The sequence below is a fragment of the Paracidovorax valerianellae genome, assembly GCF_900102625.1.
Classification (GTDB): Bacteria; Pseudomonadota; Gammaproteobacteria; order Burkholderiales; family Burkholderiaceae_C; genus Paracidovorax; species Paracidovorax valerianellae.
The window spans coordinates 296065-316206 of the sequence record NZ_FMZC01000002.1; the positions used below are offsets into that span (position 1 = coordinate 296065).

The following is a 20142-nucleotide window of genomic DNA, read 5'->3' on the forward strand; positions in this document are numbered from 1 at the left end:
CTGCGCCGCAAAGCACCAACTCCCCAAGGATTCAAGCCCGTGCCTTTGCCCCAAACCGCCCTGCTGACCGCCCACGACGCCTATCTGCTGCGCGAGGGAACGCACTCACGCCTCTACCAAGCCATGGGCTGCCACCTGCGCAGCGATGGCAGTGGTGCGGACTTCGCCGTATGGGCACCGAATGCCGCCTCGGTGTCCGTCATCGGCGACTGGAACGGCTGGAACGCCGATGCGGACGTGCTGCATGCCCGCTCGGACGGCAGCGGCATCTGGGAAGGGGCCTCTGCCCATGCGGCACATGGCCAGGCATACAAGTACCGCATCGTTTCGCACAACGGCGGCCGCGTGCTGGAAAAGGCCGACCCCTTCGCGGTGTGCGCCGAGTTGCCACCCCGCACGGCATCGCGCATCTGGTCGCTCGACTACGAATGGGGCGACGCGGAATGGATGGAGTCACGCGGCCCGCGCAATGCGCTGGACGCGCCGATGTCGATCTACGAGATGCACCCTGGCTCATGGCGCCGCAAGAACGGCGAGTTCATGAACTACCGCGAGTTGGCCCATGAGGTGGCCGACTACGTGCATTCCATGGGCTTCACGCATGTGGAGCTGATGCCCATCACCGAGCACCCTTTCTACGGATCGTGGGGCTACCAGACCACGGGGTACTTCGCGCCCACGTCGCGCTACGGCACGCCGCAGGACTTCATGTACTTCGTCGATCACCTGCACCAGCGCGGCATCGGCGTGCTGCTCGACTGGGTGCCATCGCACTTTCCGGTGGATGGCCACGGTCTGGCGGAGTTCGACGGCACGCACCTGTACGAGCACTCGGACCCGCGCCAGGGTTTTCACCCCGAGTGGAGCTCGGCCATCTTCAACTACGGCCGGCACGAGGTGCGCAGCTTTCTGATCTCGTCGGGCCTGTTCTGGCTCGACAAGTACCACCTGGACGGCCTGCGCGTCGATGCGGTCGCATCCATGCTGTACCTGGACTACGCCCGCAAGCACGGCGAGTGGATTCCCAACCGCCACGGCGGGCGCGAGAACCTGGAGGCGATCGAGTTCATGCGCCTGCTGAACCGCGCGGTGTACCGCGACCACCCCGACACCGTCAGCATCGCCGAGGAATCCACGGCCTGGCCGATGGTGTCGCGGCCGGTGGAGATGAACGGCCTGGGCTTCGGCATGAAGTGGAACATGGGGTGGATGCACGACACGCTGTCGTACCTCAAGGAAGACCCGATCAACCGGCGCTACCACCACCACAAACTCACGTTCTCGCTGGTGTATGCGTTCAACGAAAACTTCGTGCTGCCGCTGTCGCACGACGAGGTGGTGTACGGCAAGGGCTCACTCATCAACAAGATGCCGGGCGACGAATGGCAGCAGTTCGCCAATCTGCGCGCGCTGTTCGGGCTGATGTGGTCGCACCCCGGCAAGAAGCTCTTGTTCATGGGCGGCGAGTTCGGCCAGCGCCGCGAATGGACGCACGAGGGCGAGCTGGAATGGTGGGTGTGCGACAGCCCCCTGCACGGCGGCGTGCAACGGCTGGTGCGCGAACTCAACCGCGTGTACCGCAGCGAACCCGCGCTGCATGAAGTGGATTTCTCGGCGGAGGGCTTTCAATGGGTGGAGGCCGACGACGCCGGGCAGAGCGTGATCGCCTTCCTGCGCAAGCCCAGCCACCGGGCGCAGCAGCAGGGCGCCGGCCCGGTGCTGGTCGTCTGCAACATGACGCCCATGCCGCGCGACAACTACCTGGTGGGGGTGCCGTCCGCGGGCCGCTGGCAGGAACTGCTCAACACCGATGCCCGTGAATTCGGCGGCGCCGGCTGGGGCAACCTGGGCGGCGTGGACACGGCGCCCGTGCGGTCGCACCAGTGGGAGCAGTCGCTGTGCCTCACCCTGCCGCCGCTCTCCACCCTCATCTTCCGACAGGAGCCTGCGCACGATGCCCAAGCCTGATACCTCCCCCTCTTCTTCGTCGTCTTCCACCAGCCGCTCCGCTGCAAGCGCGGCATCCAGTGCGGCTGCCAGTGCCGCCTCCACCGCGTCTTCGGCACCGGCGGCCAAGGCCGGGCCTCCGCCTGGCACTGGCACTGGCACTGGCGTTAGCACCAACGCCGTGACCGCGATCGGCGGCGCGGACGGCCGCGTGCGCGCGGTGATCGAAGCCGTGCTGCCCTGCGTGGACGGCGGCCGCTTTGCCGCCAAGCGCGTGGCGGGCGAGCCGGTGCAGGTGACTGCGCATTGCTTCACCGACGGCCACGACGTGCTGCGCGTAGCGCTGACTTGGTGGCGCGACGATGGCACCGGCCCCAACGCCCAGCAAGCCCCCGAGGACGCCACCGAACTGCCGATGCTGGCCACCGGCAACGACGAATGGGCGGCCGAGTTCATCCCGCCCGAGCCGGGGCTGTACCGCTACACCGTGGCTGCCTGGGTGGACACGTTCGAATCGTGGCGCCGCGAGCTGGAGCGCCGCGTGGACCCGCAGGACATCCGCATCGCAGCGCGCGTGGGCGCCGCGGAAGCCCTCGCAGCCGCAGGCCGCGCGACGGCCGAGGCGGACCGCCGTGCCCTGACCGAATGGGCCCAGTCGCTGGAGCGCGGCGCCAAGGCCGAGGGCAGCTCGGAAGGGTTGAAAGCCCTGGCGCTGAACGACGCCGCGGCCGAGGCGATGCGCCGCTACCCTGACCGCCGCTTCGAAACGCGCTACCCCGCCGCCCTGCCCCTGCGGGCCGACCGCGAGCGTGCGCGTTACAGCACCTGGTACGAGTTGTTTCCCCGCTCCGCATCGCCCGAGGCGGGTGAGCACGGCACCTTCCGCGACGTGCAGGCCCGCCTGCCGGACATCGCGGCGATGGGTTTCGACGTGCTGTATTTCCCGCCGATCCATCCCATCGGCCGGGTGCAGCGCAAGGGCAAGAACAATGCGCTTGCCGCCGGGCCGGACGACGTGGGCAGCCCCTGGGCGATCGGCGCACAGGAGGGTGGGCACAAGGCGATCCTTCCCGAACTGGGCACGGTGCAGGACTTCCGCCGGCTGGTCGTGGCCGCCAAGGAGCAGGGGATGGAAGTGGCGCTGGACATCGCCTTCCAGTGCGCGCCAGACCACCCGTACGTGAAGGAACACCCCGACTGGTTCCGCTGGCGCCCCGATGGCACGGTGCAATACGCCGAGAACCCGCCCAAGAAGTACCAGGACATCTACCCGTTCAACTTCGAGTGCGACGACTGGCGCGGGCTATGGAGCGAGCTCAAGAGCGTGTTCGACCACTGGATCGGCGAAGGCGTGCGCATCTTCCGGGTGGACAACCCGCACACCAAGGCGTTTCCGTTCTGGGAATGGGTGATCGCCGAGATCCAGCGCGACCATCCCGACACCATCTTCCTGGCCGAGGCCTTCACACGGCCCAAGGTGATGCACGGGCTGGCCAAGCGCGGCTTCACGCAGTCGTACACCTACTACACGTGGCGCAACACGAAGCAGGAGCTGACCGAGTACTTCACCGAACTGTCCACCGGGCCGGGCAGCGAATACTTCCGCCCCAACGCCTGGCCCAACACGCCGGACATCCTGCACGAGCATCTGCAGGGCGGCGAGCCCGCCGTGTTCATGTCGCGGCTGGTGCTGGCGGCCACGCTGGCGGCCAACTACGGCATCTACGGGCCGGCCTACGAACTGCTGGAACACCTGCCGCGCGAGCCCGGCAGCGAGGAATACCTGAACTCCGAGAAGTACCAGTTGCGCCATTGGGACCTGGACCGGCCGGGCAACCTGCGCGCCTTCATCGCCCGCGTGAACCAGATCCGGCGCGAAAACCCGGCCCTGCAGTCCGACCACAGCCTGCGCTTTCTGCCGGTGGACAACGACATGCTGCTGGCCTACCTGAAGCGGTCGGCCGACGGCAAGAACATCGTGGTCACGGTAGTGAACCTGGACCCGCACAACCCGCAGTCGGGCTGGCTGCACCTGTCGCCCGCCGACATCGCGATCTCGCCGGAAGACCCGCCGGCCGCGGACTGGCAGATGCATGACCTGCTGAGCCACCAGCGCTTCGTCTGGCAGGGCGAGGGGCACTACGTGCTGCTCGACCCGCACCGCTCCCCCGCCCATGTATTCGTGGTCCGCCGGCGTGCCGGCCGCCACGATGACTTCGACCATTTCGAATAAGAGCCGCCTATGAACGCACCCCTGGTCCACTACCTGCCGGAGCCGGAACCGGCCGTCACCCCTGAAAACACCGAGATCGACACCAGCGACGATCCGCAGTGGTACCGGGACGCGGTCATCTACCAGCTCAACGTCAAGGCCTTCTTCGACACCAATGGCGACGGGGTGGGCGACTTCAAGGGCGTGACCGCCAAGCTCGACTACGTAAAGGACCTGGGGGTCAACACGATCTGGCTCATGCCGTTCTACCCGTCTCCGCTGCGCGACGACGGCTACGACATTTCTGAATACGAAGACGTGCACCCGCAGTACGGCACGCTGGACGACTTCCGCGAGATGCTGGACGAGGCCCACAAACGCGGCCTGCGCGTGATCACCGAACTGGTGATCAACCACACCTCGTCGGAGCACCCCTGGTTCCAGCGCGCCCGCACCGCGCCGCCCGGCTCGCCCGAGCGCGACTTTTACGTGTGGAGCGACACCGACCAGATCTACCGCGGCACGCGCATCATCTTCACCGACACCGAGACCTCGAACTGGGCCTGGGACCCTGTGGCCAAGGCGTATTACTGGCACCGCTTCTTCAGCCACCAGCCCGACCTGAACTTCGACAACCCGCTGGTGATGGAGGCCGTGCTCAAGACCATGCGCTTCTGGCTGGACATGGGCGTGGACGGCTTCCGGCTCGATGCGATCCCCTACCTGATCGAGCGCGACGGCACCAGCAACGAGAACCTGCCCGAGACGCACGCGGTGATCAAGCGGCTGCGCGCGGCGATCGATGCGGAATACAAGAACCGCTTCCTGCTGGCCGAGGCCAACATGTGGCCGGAAGACGTGCGCGAGTATTTCGGCGATGGCGACGAATGCCACATGGCCTACCACTTCCCGCTGATGCCGCGCATGTACATGGCCATTGCGCAGGAAGACCGCCACCCCATCGTCGAGATCCTGCAGCAGACGCCCGACATTCCCGACGGCTGCCAATGGGCGATCTTTCTGCGCAATCACGACGAGCTGACGCTGGAGATGGTGACCAGCAAGGAACGCGACTACATGTACACCATGTACGCGGCCGACATGCGCGCCCGCATCAACCTGGGCATTCGCCGGCGGCTGGCGCCGCTGATGGAAAACGACATCGACCGCGTGAAGCTCATGAACGGCATGCTGCTGTCGATGCCGGGCTCGCCCATCATCTACTACGGCGACGAGATCGGCATGGGCGACAACGTGTTCGTGGGCGACCGCAACGGCGTGCGCACCCCGATGCAGTGGAACCCCGACCGCAACGCCGGCTTCTCGCGCGCCGACCCGCAGCGCCTGTACCTGCAGCCCATCATGGACGCTGTTTACGGCTACGAAGCGCTGAACGTCGAGGCGCAGGCCAGCGATCAAAGCTCGCTGCTCAACTGGACGCGGCGCATGCTGGCCGTGCGCAAGACCAGCCGGGCCTTCGGGCGCGGCAAGCGCATCTTCCTCAAACCCGGCAACCGCAAGATCCTGGCGTACATCAGCGAGCACGACGACGACGTGATCCTGACCGTGTTCAACCTCTCGCGCGCGGCGCAGCCCGTGGAGCTGGACCTGTCCGCCTACAAGGGGCGCGCACCGCTGGAAATGCTGGGCCGGGTGACCTTCCCGCCCATCGGCGACCTGCCGTATCTGCTCACGCTGCATTCGTACGGGTTCTACTGGTTCCGCCTGTCCACCGAAGCGCAGGTGCCGTCGTGGCACCAGGAGGGCCTCGATCTGCAGGAACGCCCGGTGCTCGTGCTGTTCGACGGCTGGACCAGCTTCTTCCGCGAAAGCGTGATGCCCTGGCGCATCGGCATGGCCGAGCGCATGCGCGCGCAGTTCGAATCCGACACGCTGCCGCGCTACATCGAACTCCAGCGCTGGTATGCCGGCAAGGGCACGGCCATCGAGCGCGCCCGCATCCAAGACCACACCGTGTGGAAGACCGATGGCGGCTGCGAGTGGATGCTGCCCATCCTGAGCGTGGATGCGCAGCCGGCACCACCGGCCTCGTATTTCGTGCCGCTGGCGCTGGCCTGGGAAGAAGGCGATGAAGAGCGCATGCGCCGCCTCTCGCCCGGCGGCGTGGCGCGCGTGCGCCAGCAGGCCAATGTGGGTGTGATGGGCGACGCCTTCCACGACGAGAGCTTCTGCCGCGCCGTGGTGCGGGCCATCGGCGCCAACGAGCAGCTGGGCACCGATCGCGGAGGCACCCTGCGCTTTCGCAGTACCCTGGCTTTCGCCAAGATGGCGGCCGACCTGGATGACCTGCCCGTGGGGCGCCCTGGCGCGCAGAGCAGCAACACGGTGGTCACGATCGGCGAAAAGCTGTTCCTCAAGGGCTACCGGCGCGTGCGCGAAGGCATGAACCCCGAGTTGGAGGTGGGCCGCTTCCTGACCGAAGCCGCGCGCTTCGAGCATTGCGTGCCCGTCGGTGGCGCGGTCGAATACGTCGCCAACGACGGCACGACCATGACGCTGGCCCTGGTGCAGTCGTATGTCTCCAACCAGGGCGACGGCTGGGAATACACGCTGGGCTATCTGGAGCGGTTCCTGGAAGACATCCGCATCGCCTCCGGTCCGGTGGACGCGGACGTGCACGGGGGCTTTCTCGCCCTGGTTCGCACTCTGGGCCGCCGCACCGCCGGGCTGCATCGCGCGCTTGCGCTGCGCACCGGCAACCCTGCGTTCGAGCCAGAACCGATCACCGTGCAGGACGTGCAGGCCTTCCATGAGCGCGCCCAGGCCGAGGCCAGCGACACGCTGGCCATGCTGGAGCAGCGCATGGCCGACCTGCCGCCCGCAGCCCGCACCGACGCGCAGGCCCTGCTGGCGCGCCGCGCCACCATCATGGAACGCATCGGCCAGGGCGCGGCCATGGCACCGGCCGGGCACAAGACGCGCTACCACGGCGACTACCACCTGGGCCAGGTGCTGGTGACCGACAACGACTTCGTCATCATCGATTTCGAAGGCGAGCCCGGCCGCACGTTCGAGCAGCGGCGCACCAAGAGCTCGCCCCTGCGCGACGTGGCGGGCATGCTGCGGTCGTTCAACTACGCGCGCTGGGCGGCCTTGAAGCGCATGACGCAATCCACCGAAGAGCTGCTGCGCCTGGACGAAGCGGCCCAGCAGTGGGAGCGCGAGACGCGTGCGGCATTCCTGGAGGCCTACGCCGAAGAAATCGCAGCGCCCGCACACGGCGGCATCGGTGCCGCGCCGCAGGGCAGCACGGCGGCCGACGGTGCACTGGTGTCGCTCTTCGAGATCGAGAAGGCGCTGTACGAACTGCGCTACGAGCTCGGCAACCGCGTCGATTGGGCGCAGGTGCCGCTGCAGGGCCTGTTGGCGCTCATCGGCGCCGCAGCCTCTCCCACCCCGGCGCCGTCCGCGCTGTAAGCGCGGCCATCTCCCGGGCGGCAAACCGTTCACGTTCACACGACCAATCTGAGGGCATCCTTCCATGGAAAATTTCGGTATTCATCTGGAGCCGGCCCGCGCCATGCTGCTGCAGGTCAGCGCGTTCCTGCCGCGGCTTCTGATCGCCCTGCTCGTCGTCGTTGCCGGCTGGCTGGTGGCCAAGGCCGCGCGCTTTGCCGTCACCCGCGGGCTGCGCGCGATCAACTTCCAGGTGCTCACGCAGCGCGCGGGGCTCGACAGCTTCCTGAAGCAAGGCGGCGTGCAGGGCGACACCACCAGCATCTTCGGGGTGCTGGTGTACTGGCTGGTCATCCTGGCATCACTGCTCATCGCCTTCAACGGCCTGGGCCTGAGCTATGTGACCGCGCTGCTCAGCCGGGTGGTGTGGTTCGTGCCCAACCTGTTCATCGCGCTCATCATCCTGGCGCTGGGTTCGTACTTCGGGCGGTTCGTCGGCGAAATGGTGGCTTCGCAAGGCCGGCGCAGCGGCATGAAGGAAACGGTTCTGCTGGGCAAGCTGGCCCAGTACGCAATCGTCGCCTTCGTGGTGCTGATCGCGCTGGACCAGTTGCGCATCGGCGGCGACATCGTACGCCAGAGCTTCCTCATCATCCTGGGCGGCGCCGTCTTCGCGCTGGCCCTGGCCTTCGGCTTAGGGGGCAAGGAGCGGGCCGCGGAGTGCATCGAGCACTGGTGGCCGCGCAAGCGCGGTCCGGGTGAAGGGCCTGCCGGGGAAGATCACCGGATTCCATAAGCGCTCGGGGTTTTCCCGAAGCATCGGCACACGACGCGGCCAGTCACCTACCAAGGCGACTGGCCGCGTCGCTTTGGTGGCCAGGGCAATCGCCACCGGCACTGCCGCATCGCACGGCTGGCGCGGGTTCCGGCACCCTCCCCGCCTCTGTGGAAACACTGCGGCAGTGCGGTCTGCCACGCGCTTCGCTGAGCCCTGGAAGGGCTGCGCGGCACGGCCCGGCGAGGCGCTTGCGCAGGCCGGGGGTTTTCCTGCGTGGCACTGCCGGCGCCGTCACCCTATCGTCAGGGTCTCCAGTGGAGGACTCCTTAGAATCCGGCCTGGACAAGAGTGCCCGGTGCACAGCCAGGCGCTCAGGCAAAGTACCTGAAGCCCATTTGGAGACATAAACATCATGCAGGCCCTACTCCGTTTCTCGCGGGGAGTTGACTGGCTCAACACCTTCGTCGGCAAATACGTCATCTGGCTCATCCTGGGCTCCACCGTCATCAGTGCGGTCAACGCGGTGGTGCGCAAAGCCTTCAACGCCAGCTCCAATGCGTTTCTGGAAGTCCAGTGGTACCTGTTTGCCGCCTCGTTCTTGCTGGCGGCGGGTTACACGCTGCTGCAGGGTGAGCACGTTCGGGTGGACGTGATCGCCAGCAAGCTCAGCAAGCGCGCACAGACCTGGATCGACATCTTCGGCTTCGTCGTGTTCCTCACACCCATGTGCGCGGCGGTGCTGTGGTTCGGCACGCCGTTCTTCATCAACGCACTGAAGACGAGCGAAATGTCCAGCAACGCCGGCGGCCTGATCCGCTGGCCGGTCTATCTCATGATGCCGCTCGGGTTCACGCTGCTGGTGCTGCAAGGCTGGTCCGAACTGATCAAGCGCATCGCCTTCCTGAAGGGCCTGATCGAAGACCCGACCGTGAAGAAGGGGGAGAAGTCGACCGAGGAAGAACTCGCGGAATCGATCCGTCGCCTGGCGGAAGCCGGCGGGGCCCAGACCACAACACCAAAAGCCCCCTGACGCGCGCCGGAGACAACGATGGAATTCATTGCACACAACCTGGCCCCGATCATGTTCGCGGGGCTGATCTGCTTCTTGCTGGTGGGCTTTCCGGTGGCGTTCAGCCTCGGGGCCTGCGGCCTCTTCTTTGCCTTCATCGGCGTCGAGATGGGCGTGCTGCCCGAGGCCCTGCTGCAGGCCATGCCGCTGCGCATCTTCGGCATCATGCAGAACGACACCCTGCTGGCCATCCCGTTCTTCACGCTCATGGGGCTCATCCTGGAGCGAAGCGGAATGGCGGAGGATCTGCTGGACACCATCGGCCAATTGTTCGGCCCGGTCCGCGGTGGCCTGGCCCTGGCGGTGATCTTCGTCGGCGCGCTGCTGGCGGCCACCACGGGCGTCGTTGCCGCATCGGTGATTTCGATGGGCCTCATCTCGCTGCCGATCATGCTGCGCTACGGCTATGACCGGCGGCTGGCCGCGGGCGTGATCGCGGCCTCGGGCACGCTGGCGCAGATCATTCCGCCGTCGCTGGTGCTGATCATCATCGCCGACCAACTGGGCCGCAGCGTGGGCGATATGTACAAGGGCGCCTTCCTGCCCGGGCTGATGCTCACCGGCTTCTACGCGCTCTACGTCGTACTGCTGGCTTTCATCAAGCCCCAATGGGTGCCCGCCCTGCCGCCCGAAGCACGCACGCTGCGTGACGACAACGGCAAGAGCGGCGTGCTGTCGCTGCTGGTGCTGACGGTCATCTGCACGGCCGCATCCATCTACGTCGGCCAGCACATGGCGCAACTGCACACCTGGTGGACGGGCGAGACGGTCGAGCGCGTTGCGCTGGACGAGACCATCGTGGTCGCCATGTGCTTCGGCGTGGCGCTGGCCTTCGCAGTCGCCATGCTCAACAAGGTGACCCGCATGGGCCTGCTGTCGCGCATGGCGGAGCGCGTGACCTTCGTGCTCATTCCCCCGCTGCTGCTGATTTTCCTGGTGCTGGGCACGATTTTCCTGGGCGTGGCGACACCGACCGAAGGCGGCGCGATGGGCGCCGTGGGCGCGCTGATCATGGCCATTGCACGCCGGCGCATGAGCTTCCAGCTGCTGCAGCAGGCACTGAACACCACGACCAAGCTGTCGTGCTTCGTGGTGTTCATCCTGATCGGCGCCACGATCTTCGGCCTGACCTTCCAGGGCGTGGACGGGCCGCTGTGGGTGGAGCATCTGCTGGCCGGCCTGCCGGGCGGGCAGCTCGGGTTCCTCATCGTGGTGAACATCATGGTGTTCTTCCTGGCGTTCTTCCTGGACTTCTTCGAACTGTCGTTCATCGTGGTGCCGCTGCTGGCGCCGGTGGCCGACAAGCTGGGCATCGACCTGATCTGGTTCGGCGTGCTGCTGGCCATCAACATGCAGACCTCGTTCATGCACCCGCCCTTCGGCTTCGCGCTGTTCTACCTGCGCAGCGTGGCACCGGTGAAGGCATATGTGGACAAGGTCACGAAGAAGGTGATCCAGCCAGTCACCACGCAGCAGATCTACTGGGGCGCCCTGCCGTTCCTGGCCATCCAGATCCTGATGGTGGCCCTGGTCATCGCCTTCCCGGGCATCGTGTCCAGCGGGCTGGACAAGAAAGAGGTCTACGATCTGGACAAGGTGCGCATGGAAATGGAAGCGGCCATGCCCGACCCGAGCTTTGGCGAAGACCCGGCCAAGGACATGGAAGGCGCATCGCCGCCCGGCGCCGGTGCCTCTTCGGATGCACAGCCCGGAAGCACGGAGGACGATCCCATGAAAGCCATGGAAGAAGCGCTCAGCCGCTCCGAGAAGAAAGAGTGATGCGCGGTGATCGCGTGATGTGATCGAAGGCGCAGGGCCGGTGCTCAGGCCCTGCTTCGAAGGAGGCCCCCTTGGTGAATGCCAAGGGGGCCTTTTTCATGGGATGTGGTCTGGCCTGGCCTGGCCCGCCGCTGCCGCGTGCTGAGCGCGTTGGATGCAGCTAAGCAGAGTGCAGTGAAGTGAACTGGGTGCGGTGCGGTGGGGTGCAGTGCAGCGGCTCGACCGAGAAGCCGTTACAGGAACAGAAACGCGGCGGCCGCTACGGCGGTCGGGCCCAGCGCGCCGAGCAGCAAGCCGCCTGCGCCGATGGTCTCGTCGGCGAATCCCCGCTTGAGCAAGGCCACGCCGGCCGGGTTCGGCGCATTGGCGATCACGGTCAGGCCACCGCCCGCCACTGCGCCCGCGACGAGCATGTACTTCGCCGGGTCGGAGATGCCGACGATCAGCGAGCCGAGGTAGGTGAGCGCCGCGTTGTCCGTGATGGCCGTGAAGGCGAGGGCCCCGAGAAACAGAGCGACGGGCGAGAGCCCGGAGACGATGGGCTGCAGCCACCATTGCTGCATGCCGCCCAGCACCACCAGGCCCGCGAGAAAGAAGCCGACCAACAGCGCCTCTTTCAGGATCAGAGGACTCTGGTGGCGCTCATAGGCTTGCGTGAACCCGAGAAACATCAGGAACAGGCCCAGAAACACCACGGGATGGTGTGCAAACAGCACCACGCCTGCCAGCAGCCCCAGATGCACCAGTACTACCGGCAGCGGCACGCGCGCTTCCTGAAGGCCTTCGCCGTCTTCCGCGCTCGCAGAACGCAGATGCCCGCGCAACACATAGGTGGCCACGGTGGCGTTCACCAACACGGCGATGGCAGCCTTCCAGCCGAACGTGGCCAGCATGAAGGCGCTGTCCCACTGCCAGGTGGTCGCCACCATCAGCACGGGCGGCGCGGCATAGGACGTGAGGGTGCCGCCGATCGAGACGTTCACGAACAGCACGCCCAGCGCCAGGTACTTCACCCGCTCCGGAACCTGGCGCCGAAAAATCTGCGGGGCCAGCATGAGGGCCGCAATGGTCATCGCAGCGGGCTCGGTGATGAGCGAACCCAGCAACGGCACGGCGGCCAGGCCGAGCCATGCCGTCGCCAGCGGGGTCTTCACGGGCACCGCATGGGCGATGGCATCGACCAGCGACACGACGGTGCGCAGCACCGGCCGCGAGGCCGCGATCACCATCACCACGAACACGAAGAGAGGCTCGGTGTAGTTGCGCGATTCGGCATATTGCAGCGCATCGCTGCCGCTCACGACCAGCGCCATGGCGACGATCAGCACGATGGCCCAGAAGCCGAAGACGACTTCCACTTCGCCCAGCAGATGGAACAGACCGCCGTGGCGCGGGTAACGATGGGAGAGCCGTTCGAACTGCTTGGCGCTGAACGTGTGCAGCAGGGCGAGCGCAAAGATGGATGCGGCGATCCATTGGATCGGGGTGTCGGACATGAAGGCTCCTGGTCGTGCCAAAGCAGCGAGGCGGCCCGACCTGCGCTAATCCTGAAACGCCCGACATGGCGCTCCACCCAGGTCGAAGTTTACCCGCCGCATGCACCGCAAGGCACTGCGGCAAGACCCCACGGCGAGACCGACACTTTCGCGCGCCGTTACGCTTCGCTCTCGATTCCTTGTCTGGAGCGTTCAAGCACCGGCCGGGCAAAAAAAAGCCCGCTCACACGGAGCGGGCCTTTTCACCGACGCGAAGGTCAGAGCTTTTGCGCAGACATGAAGCTGTCGAACCGCGCCTCGGCAAAGCGGAACCACAGAATCTGGTCGCGCTGGAAGTTGCGGTAATCGCCGTAGATCTTCTTCCAGTCGGCATTCTTCTCGGCCAGCTCGGCATACACCTCCATGGAGGTCTTGAACGAAGCTTCCAGCACCGACTGCGGGAACGGCAGCACCTTCGACTTGGCCGCCACGAGTTGCTTGAGCGCGCCGGGGTTGCGTGCGTCGTAGCGGGCCTGCGTGGTCACATGGGCCTCGTGGGCCGCGGCCTGGACGATGGCCTTGTTCTCGGACGACAGGCCGTTGAAGGCCTTGTCGTTGATGTAGAACTCGAGGTTCAGGCTGCCTTCCCACCATCCGGGGTAGTAGTAGAACGGCGCGACCTTGTTCAGGCCCAGCTTCAGATCGTCGTACGGGCCGATCCACTCGGCGGCGTCGATCGTGCCTTTTTCCAGGCTCTGGTAGATCTCGCCAGCAGGAATGTTCTGCGGCACGCCGCCCATGCGCTCGATCACGCGGCCGGCGAAACCGCCCACCCGGAACTTCAGACCCTTGATGTCCGCAGGCGTCTTGACTTCCTTGCGGAACCAGCCGCCCATCTGGGCACCCGTGTTGCCGCCGACGAAGTTCACGATGTTGTACTTGGCATAGAACTCGCGCATGAGCTTCGAGCCATTGCCGTCGATCATCCAGGACGTGAGCTGGCGGGAGTTCATGCCGAACGGAATGGCGCCGCCGATGGCGAACGCTTCGCTCTTGCCGAAGAAGTAGTAAGGCGCCGTGTGCGCCATTTCCACCGTGCCGTTCTGCACGCCGTCGACCACGCCGAAAGCGGGCATCAGCTCGCCGGCCGCGTGCACGGAGATTTCGAACTTGCCGCCCGACATTTCCTTCACGGCCTTGGAAAACACGTCGGCCGAGCCATAAATCGTGTCCAGCGATTTGGGAAAGCTCGAAGCCAGGCGCCAGCGCACTGCCGCCTGGGCATGAACGGCAGGCGCGACACCGGCAGCCAGCACTCCGGCAATGCCTGCGTTTTTAATGAGGGAACGACGATCCATGGATACCTCCAGGTATGAAGAAAACAAGAGAGCCTTCATGCGCCGCGGGTAGCGGCGGCACGGCAGGCACGGCGAATCAGGCGGGGCGCGGCGGGTAGCGCGCCCCGCATGCCGGATCAGAGCTTCACGCCGGCCATGTAGGTGTCGAAGCGCAGTTCCGAGTAGCGGGCCCACAGCAGCTGGTCGCGCTGGAACGAGCGCATGTCCTGGTGGATCTTCTTGAACTCGGGCGACTTGGCTTCGTGCTCGGCGAACACTTCCATGGAGGCTTGGTAGCCGGCATCCATGATCTCTTTGGAGAACGCCTTGAGCTGCGTCTTGGCGGCCACCAGGCGCTTGAGCGCGATGGGGTTGAAGGCGTCGTACTTGGCCGTCATGTCGCGCGCAGCCACGGCAGTGGCGGCATCGACGATGGCCTGGAACTCGGGCGACAACGCAGCGTAGGCCTTGGCGTTGATGAAGAACTCCAGCTCGGCACTGCCTTCCCACCAGCCGGGGTAGTAGTAGTAAGGGGCGACCTTGTTGAAGCCGAGCTTCTCGTCGTCGTAGGGGCCCACGAATTCGGTGGCATCGAGCGTGCCCTTTTCCAGCGCCTGGTACACGTCGCCGGCCGGCATGTTCTGGGCCACCACGCCGAGCTTTTGCATGGCTTCGCCGAACAGTCCGCCGCCCATGCGCATCTTCAGGCCCTTCAGGTCGGCGGCCGTCTTGATTTCCTTGCGGTACCAGCCGCCCATCTGCGTGCCGGTGTTGCCGGCGCTGCGGCTCTTGATGTTGTAGTTGGCGTAGAACGCGTCCATCAGCTTGCGGCCGTTGCCGTGCTCCATCCAGGCGTCCATCTGGCGGGCCGTGAGGCCGAAGGGCACCGCGCAGCCGAAGGCGAAGATGGAGTCCTTGCCGGTGAAGTAATACGGCGCCGTCTGCGCCATTTCGATGGTGCCGTTCTGGATGGCATCGACCACGCCGAAGGGTGGGAGCAGTTCGCCGCCGGCATGCACCGACACTTCGAACTTGCCGCCCGACAGGGCCTTCACCGTCTTGGAGAACATCTCAGCGCTACCGAAGATCGTGTCCAGGGATTTGGGGAAGCTGGACGCCAGGCGCCAGCGCACGGCGGTCTGGGCATGCACGGCTGGCGCCATGCCAGCGGCGAGAACGCCTGCAATACCGGCCTGCTTGATGAGGGAACGACGATCCATGGGTTGTCTCCGAAAGTAATGACACTGCGCCGCCGGATGGAACTCCGTGCAGCGCAGCGAATGGGTAAACGATTGTAGAAATAGCCCCCCCGGCATTGGCTGGGGTTTTCCCGCTAAATGCCGCCATTCGGTGCTATCAATTCAGACTTCTGCAAGCAATGCCGCAAGACTTGCCGCCGTTCGCCCACGCGAACGCCCCGCGCCTTGCACGCGGTGCCTTCGGCGGCGATCCGCCGCGGTTGGGTCTTCGATCCGCTCTTCGGAAATCGTCAGGCGCCGAAGCGGGCCGCAATGGCGCGCTGAATGCCCTCGGCATCCAGCCCCTGCAGCGCCAGCAGCTTGGCCGGGTCGCCATGCTCGATGAACGCATCGGGCAGGCCCAGCTGCAGCACCGGGCGCAGCACGCCCGCGGCATTGAGTGCCTCGCACACGGCGCTGCCGGCCCCGCCCACGGTGGTGCCCTCTTCCAGCGTGACCAGCGCTTCGTGGTTCGCGGCCACCTGCAGCAACAGGTCCTTGTCGATGGGCTTGGCCCAGCGCATGTTGACGACCGTGGCGTCCAGCGCTTCGGCGGCCTGCAGCGCGGGATACAGCAACGTGCCGAAGGCCAGGATGGCGATTCGCCGCCCCGCAGGCGCGCTGGTGGTGCGCCGCACCTCGCCCTTGCCGAAGGGCAGCCCTTCCAGGCTGGCCAGCGGCACCACGCCTGCACCGCTGCCGCGCGGGTAGCGCACGGCAACGGGGTGGTCCTGCTCGAAGGCAGTGGTCAGGAGTTGCCGGCACTCGCGCTCGTCGGCCGGGCACGCCATGCTCATGTTGGGAATGCAGCGCACGAACGGAATGTCGTAGGCGCCGGCGTGCGTCGCGCCATCGGCGCCGACCAGGCCCGCGCGGTCGAGCGCGAACACCACGGGCAGGTTCTGCAGGGCCACGTCGTGGATGAGCTGGTCGTAGGCGCGCTGCAGGAAGGTCGAATAGATCGCCACCACCGGCTTGACGCCTTCGCAGGCCATGCCGGCGGCAAAGGTCACCGCATGTTGCTCGGCGATGCCTACGTCGTAATAGCGGCCGGGAAAGCGCTTTTCGAACTCCACCATGCCGGAGCCTTCGCGCATGGCGGGCGTGATGCCCACCAGCCGCTCGTCCTTCGCCGCCATGTCGCACAGCCACTGGCCGAACACCTGCGTGAAGGTCTGCTTGGGCGGCGTGGCCGGCTGGGTCAGGCCCACGCTCGGGTCGAACTTGCCCGGGCCGTGGTAGGCCACCGGATCGGCCTCGGCCAGCTTGTAGCCCTGGCCCTTTTTGGTGACCACGTGCAGGAACTGCGGGCCCTTCAGCCCCTTGATGTTTTCCAGCGTGGGGATGAGCGAGTCGAGGTCGTGCCCGTCGATGGGCCCGATGTAGTTGAAGCCGAACTTTTCGAACAGCGTGGCCGGCACGACCATGCCCTTGGCCTGCTGCTCCAGCCGCTTGGCGAACTCCAGCAGCGGCGGCACCGGCTTGAGCACCGTCTTGCCCATGTTCTTGGCCGCGGCGTAGAAATGGCCGCTCATGAGCTGCGCCAGATACCGATTGAGCGCACCCACCGGCGGGCTGATGCTCATGTCGTTGTCGTTCAGGATGACCAGCAGGTTGGCATCGGCCACGCCGGCGTTGTTGAGCGCCTCGAACGCCATGCCGGCCGTCATGGCGCCGTCGCCGATGATGGCGACCGCATGGCGGTTCTCGCCATGCTGCTTGGCCGCCAATGCCATGCCCAGCGCCGCCGAAATGCTGGTGCTGGAATGCGCCGTGCCGAAGGTGTCGTACTCGCTTTCGGCGCGCTGCGGAAAGCCCGACAGCCCGCCGAACTGGCGCAGCGTGCCCATGCGCTCGCGCCGGCCGGTCAGGATCTTGTGCGGATAGGTCTGGTGGCCCACGTCCCAGACCAGGCGGTCGCGCGGGGTGTCGAACACGGTGTGCAGCGCCACCGTCAGCTCCACCGTGCCCAGGTTCGAACTCAGGTGGCCGCCGGTCTTGGAGACGCTGTCCAGCACGAAGGCGCGCAGCTCGGTGGCCAGGTCTTTCAGTTCGGCGCGCGACAGGCGGCGCAGGTCGGCCGGGTCGTTGATGGTCTGCAGCAGGGGGAAGGAAGTCGTGGACATAAGCTATCTTTTTAGTAGCTGCTTGCGCAATACACACAAGCGCTGCAGGCCGTTCGGTCAACGGGGCACGGCGCCCGGGCCATCGTGGCGGCCGGCCCGCGGGCGGGCGAAGGCAGGCGCGCCGCCATCATCATCAGTGCGAGCGGTTCACCACCATGTCGGCCAGCGCCGCCAGCGCCCGCGTGTCGGGCAGGCCGCTGGCCGCCAGCGCGGCCTTGGCATCGGCCAGCAGTTCGTCGGCGTGGGCCCTGGCGCGGTCGAGCCCGAGCAGAGAAACGTAAGTGGGCTTGTCGCTCGCAGCATCCTTGCCGGCGGTCTTGCCCAGCGTGGCGGAGTCGGCGGTCACATCGAGGATGTCGTCCACCACCTGGAACGCCAGGCCCAGTGCGGCGCCGTATTGCGACAGCGCGGCCAGGGCCGCAGCCGTGGCGTGCCCGCAGGCTGCGCCCATCACCACGCTGCCTTGCAGCAGCGCGCCGGTCTTGAGCTTGTGCATCTGGCGCAGTTCGGCCTCCGTCAGGGCGTGGCCTACGCTGGCCAGGTCGATGGCCTGGCCGCCGGCCATGCCGTCGGCACCTGCGGCGCCCGCGAGCATGCGGCACAGCGTGGCCTGCATGGCGGGCGGCACGCCCGGGCCTTCGGGCGTGAGCAGGCCGAAAGCCAGCGCCTGCAGCGCATCGCCGGCCAGCAGGGCCCGCGCTTCGCCGAAGCGCACATGCACCGTGGGCTTGCCGCGGCGCAGCACGTCGTTGTCCATGCACGGCATGTCGTCGTGCACCAGGGAATAGGCGTGGATCAGTTCTACGGAGCAGGCAGCGCGCAGGGCTGCTTCATCGAGGCCATCGACGGCCTCGGAGGCTGCCAGCACCAGCAGCGGGCGCAGCCGCTTGCCGCCGTCGAGCACGGCATAGCGCATGGCCTCGCCCAGGCCCGCGGGGGCGTCGCTGCACACCCAGCGCGAGAGGGCCTCTTCCACGCGCGCCAGTTGCGCGTGGCTCCAGCCGGAGAGGTCGAACGGCGCGGCGGTGGGCGTTGCCAGAGGGGTCGTCATCAGTCCTGCGTCCATGGCTGCAACGCTCCTTCGTCCAATACCTTGATCTGGTCCTGCACGGCTTCCAGGCGGCCGCGGCAAAAGGCCAGCAGCGCCGCGCCGCGCTGGTAGCCGGCCAGCATCTGGTCCAGCGGCAACTGGCCCGATTCGATGCGCCCCACGAGTTGCTCCAGCTCTTCCAGCGCGGCTTCGTAGCTGGCGGGTTCGGGGAGTTTCGGGGGGGTGGCGGAGGCCTTGGGCATGGAACGGGGAGCGGCGAACGCGCAGGTAAAACGGGCGATTTTAGGCCCTCCCTATGGCACAGGGTGGAAACCGCCAGCTCCTGGGCGACACGGCAGGCTCCAGGGCCCGGCGCGAAGCGCTCAAGCATGCCTCGCCAATACACATACGGGGGGCGCGGAAATAACCCCACCGGCTACAATCCCATTCCCTTCGGGCCGGCTTGCATGCCGGTTTCTTTTTTTCTGTGTGCACTTCACGCACCCTCCCTGTGGGGAGTCTTTAGGTCAGGTCACCCATGTCTGATTTAAGTCTTCAACTGCAGCAGGCCGCAAGCCAACTACCAGTTTCGAGCTACTTTGACGAGGCGCTGTTCCAGCGCGAGTTGGAGACCATCTTCCAGCGCGGGCCCCGCTATGTGGGGCACCAGCTTTCCGTGCCCCATGCGGGCGACTACTATGCCCTGCCGCAGGAAGGCGAAGGCCGTGCGCTCGTGCGCAATGCGCAGGGCGGCGTCGAGCTGATCTCCAACGTCTGCCGCCACCGCCAGGCCGTGATGCTCAAGGGCCGCGGCACCCTGCAGGGCCATGGCAAGGGCCATGCCGGCGGCAACATCGTGTGCCCGCTGCACCGCTGGACGTATTCGCCCAGCGGCCAGCTGCTGGGCGCGCCGCACTTCTCGCAGGACCCGTGCCTGAACCTCAACAACTACGGCCTGCGCGAGTGGAACGGTCTCTTGTTCGAGGACAACGGCCGCGACATCGGCGCCGACTTGGGCGGCATGGGCCCGCGCGCGGAACTGAGCTTCGAAGGCTTTTCGCTCGACCGCGTGGAAATGCACGAGTGCAACTACAACTGGAAGACGTTCATCGAGGTCTACCTCGAGGATTACCACGTCGGACCGTTCCACCCCGGCCTAGGCAACTTCGTCACCTGCGAGGACCTGAGCTGGGAGTTCCAGAAGCACTATTCGGTGCAGACGGTGGGCGTGGCCTCGACCTTCGGCAAGCCCGGCTCCGACATCTACCGCAAGTGGCACGATGTGCTGCTGCAGTACCGCGAAGGCAAGATGCCCGAGCGCGGCGCGATCTGGCTCACCTACTACCCGCACATCATGGTGGAGTGGTATCCGCACGTGCTCACCGTCTCGACGCTGCACCCCGTCAGCCCGACCAAGACGATGAACATGGTGGAGTTCTACTACCCCGAAGAGATCACCGCGTTCGAGCGCGAATTCGTCGAAGCGCAGCAGGCCGCCTATATGGAGACCTGCATCGAGGACGACGAGATCGGCGAGCGCATGGACGCCGGCCGCCGCGCGCTCTACGACCGCAGCGACAACGAGGTCGGCCCCTACCAGAGCCCCATGGAAGACGGCATGCAGCACTTTCACGAGTGGTACCGCGCCGCCATGGGAGATGCGGTTCCGAAGCGCTGACGACACCTGCCGTTTGCTATTAAAACAATAGCTGCCACCGCATGATTCACTAAGGT

General features: G+C 66.2%; 13 protein-coding genes. 7 read left to right on the plus strand and 6 right to left on the minus strand.

What is annotated here, in order from left to right:
* Positions 1-45: 45 nt before the first annotated feature.
* From glgB to BLT03_RS04060, 6 genes are all read left to right on the plus strand, one after another.
* Positions 46-1968 carry a 1,4-alpha-glucan branching protein GlgB gene (gene glgB, locus BLT03_RS04035; protein WP_092740560.1) on the plus strand — a complete coding sequence of 641 codons (1923 nt, stop codon included), beginning with the start codon at positions 46-48 and terminating at the stop codon, positions 1966-1968.
* Positions 1955-4180 carry an alpha-1,4-glucan--maltose-1-phosphate maltosyltransferase gene (locus tag BLT03_RS04040; RefSeq protein WP_092740562.1) on the plus strand — a complete coding sequence of 742 codons (2226 nt, stop codon included), beginning with the start codon at positions 1955-1957 and terminating at the stop codon, positions 4178-4180. Before glgB ends, BLT03_RS04040 begins: the two co-directional genes overlap by 14 nt.
* A 9-nt stretch (positions 4181-4189) precedes the next feature.
* Positions 4190-7597, plus strand: coding sequence for a maltose alpha-D-glucosyltransferase (treS, locus tag BLT03_RS04045; RefSeq protein ID WP_092740564.1), 3408 nt, complete (start codon positions 4190-4192; stop codon positions 7595-7597).
* 64 nt (positions 7598-7661) lie between these two features.
* The gene (locus BLT03_RS04050; protein ID WP_092740566.1) at positions 7662-8372 is read left to right on the plus strand and encodes a mechanosensitive ion channel family protein; all 711 of its coding nucleotides are present in this window, start codon (positions 7662-7664) and stop codon (positions 8370-8372) included.
* A gap of 394 nt (positions 8373-8766) precedes the next feature.
* Positions 8767-9384, plus strand: coding sequence for a TRAP transporter small permease subunit (locus BLT03_RS04055; RefSeq protein WP_092740568.1), 618 nt, complete (start codon positions 8767-8769; stop codon positions 9382-9384).
* Between the two features lie 18 nt (positions 9385-9402).
* Positions 9403-11202 carry a TRAP transporter large permease gene (locus BLT03_RS04060; RefSeq protein ID WP_092740570.1) on the plus strand — a complete coding sequence of 600 codons (1800 nt, stop codon included), beginning with the start codon at positions 9403-9405 and terminating at the stop codon, positions 11200-11202.
* A gap of 233 nt (positions 11203-11435) precedes the next feature.
* Here the strand turns inward: BLT03_RS04060 and BLT03_RS04065 are convergent, their stop codons facing one another.
* The 6 genes from BLT03_RS04065 to xseB all read right to left on the minus strand — a co-directional run bounded on the left by BLT03_RS04065 (position 11436) and on the right by xseB (position 18671).
* Positions 11436-12698, minus strand: a complete 1263-nt coding sequence (locus tag BLT03_RS04065; RefSeq protein WP_092740572.1) for a putative Na+/H+ antiporter — start codon at positions 12696-12698, stop codon at positions 11436-11438.
* A gap of 257 nt (positions 12699-12955) precedes the next feature.
* Positions 12956-14035: a TRAP transporter substrate-binding protein gene (locus tag BLT03_RS04070; RefSeq protein ID WP_092740574.1), complete on the minus strand. Its 1080-nt coding sequence runs from the start codon at positions 14033-14035 to the stop codon at positions 12956-12958.
* 116 nt (positions 14036-14151) lie between these two features.
* On the minus strand, positions 14152-15234 hold the full coding sequence (locus BLT03_RS04075; RefSeq protein WP_092740576.1) for a TRAP transporter substrate-binding protein: 1083 nt from the start codon (positions 15232-15234) through the stop codon (positions 14152-14154).
* Positions 15235-15503: 269 nt separating this feature from the next.
* The gene (gene dxs, locus BLT03_RS04080; protein WP_092740578.1) at positions 15504-17378 is read right to left on the minus strand and encodes a 1-deoxy-D-xylulose-5-phosphate synthase; all 1875 of its coding nucleotides are present in this window, start codon (positions 17376-17378) and stop codon (positions 15504-15506) included.
* A gap of 133 nt (positions 17379-17511) precedes the next feature.
* The gene (locus tag BLT03_RS04085) at positions 17512-18429 is read right to left on the minus strand and encodes a polyprenyl synthetase family protein (RefSeq protein ID WP_271466283.1); all 918 of its coding nucleotides are present in this window, start codon (positions 18427-18429) and stop codon (positions 17512-17514) included.
* Positions 18429-18671, minus strand: coding sequence for an exodeoxyribonuclease VII small subunit (gene xseB, locus BLT03_RS04090; protein ID WP_092740582.1), 243 nt, complete (start codon positions 18669-18671; stop codon positions 18429-18431). The genes BLT03_RS04085 and xseB overlap by 1 nt, the downstream gene beginning before the upstream one ends.
* A 275-nt stretch (positions 18672-18946) precedes the next feature.
* On the opposite strand from xseB, the gene BLT03_RS04095 reads away from it, so the two are divergent.
* Positions 18947-20086, plus strand: a complete 1140-nt coding sequence (locus tag BLT03_RS04095; RefSeq protein WP_092740584.1) for an aromatic ring-hydroxylating oxygenase subunit alpha — start codon at positions 18947-18949, stop codon at positions 20084-20086.
* The last annotated feature ends 56 nt before the right edge of the window (positions 20087-20142 follow it).

Coding starts and splice junctions, on each gene's coding strand:
- BLT03_RS04070 (WP_092740574.1), bottom strand. CDS start 14,035: ATGGATCGTCGTTCCCTCATTAAAAACGCAGGCATTGCCGGAGTGCTG.
- BLT03_RS04085 (WP_271466283.1), bottom strand. CDS start 18,429: ATGACGACCCCTCTGGCAACGCCCACCGCCGCGCCGTTCGACCTCTCC.
- treS (WP_092740564.1), top strand. CDS start 4,190: ATGAACGCACCCCTGGTCCACTACCTGCCGGAGCCGGAACCGGCCGTC.
- BLT03_RS04095 (WP_092740584.1), top strand. CDS start 18,947: ATGTCTGATTTAAGTCTTCAACTGCAGCAGGCCGCAAGCCAACTACCA.
- BLT03_RS04075 (WP_092740576.1), bottom strand. CDS start 15,234: ATGGATCGTCGTTCCCTCATCAAGCAGGCCGGTATTGCAGGCGTTCTC.
- dxs (WP_092740578.1), bottom strand. CDS start 17,378: ATGTCCACGACTTCCTTCCCCCTGCTGCAGACCATCAACGACCCGGCC.
- BLT03_RS04065 (WP_092740572.1), bottom strand. CDS start 12,698: ATGTCCGACACCCCGATCCAATGGATCGCCGCATCCATCTTTGCGCTC.
- BLT03_RS04060 (WP_092740570.1), top strand. CDS start 9,403: ATGGAATTCATTGCACACAACCTGGCCCCGATCATGTTCGCGGGGCTG.
- xseB (WP_092740582.1), bottom strand. CDS start 18,671: ATGCCCAAGGCCTCCGCCACCCCCCCGAAACTCCCCGAACCCGCCAGC.
- BLT03_RS04055 (WP_092740568.1), top strand. CDS start 8,767: ATGCAGGCCCTACTCCGTTTCTCGCGGGGAGTTGACTGGCTCAACACC.
- BLT03_RS04040 (WP_092740562.1), top strand. CDS start 1,955: ATGCCCAAGCCTGATACCTCCCCCTCTTCTTCGTCGTCTTCCACCAGC.
- BLT03_RS04050 (WP_092740566.1), top strand. CDS start 7,662: ATGGAAAATTTCGGTATTCATCTGGAGCCGGCCCGCGCCATGCTGCTG.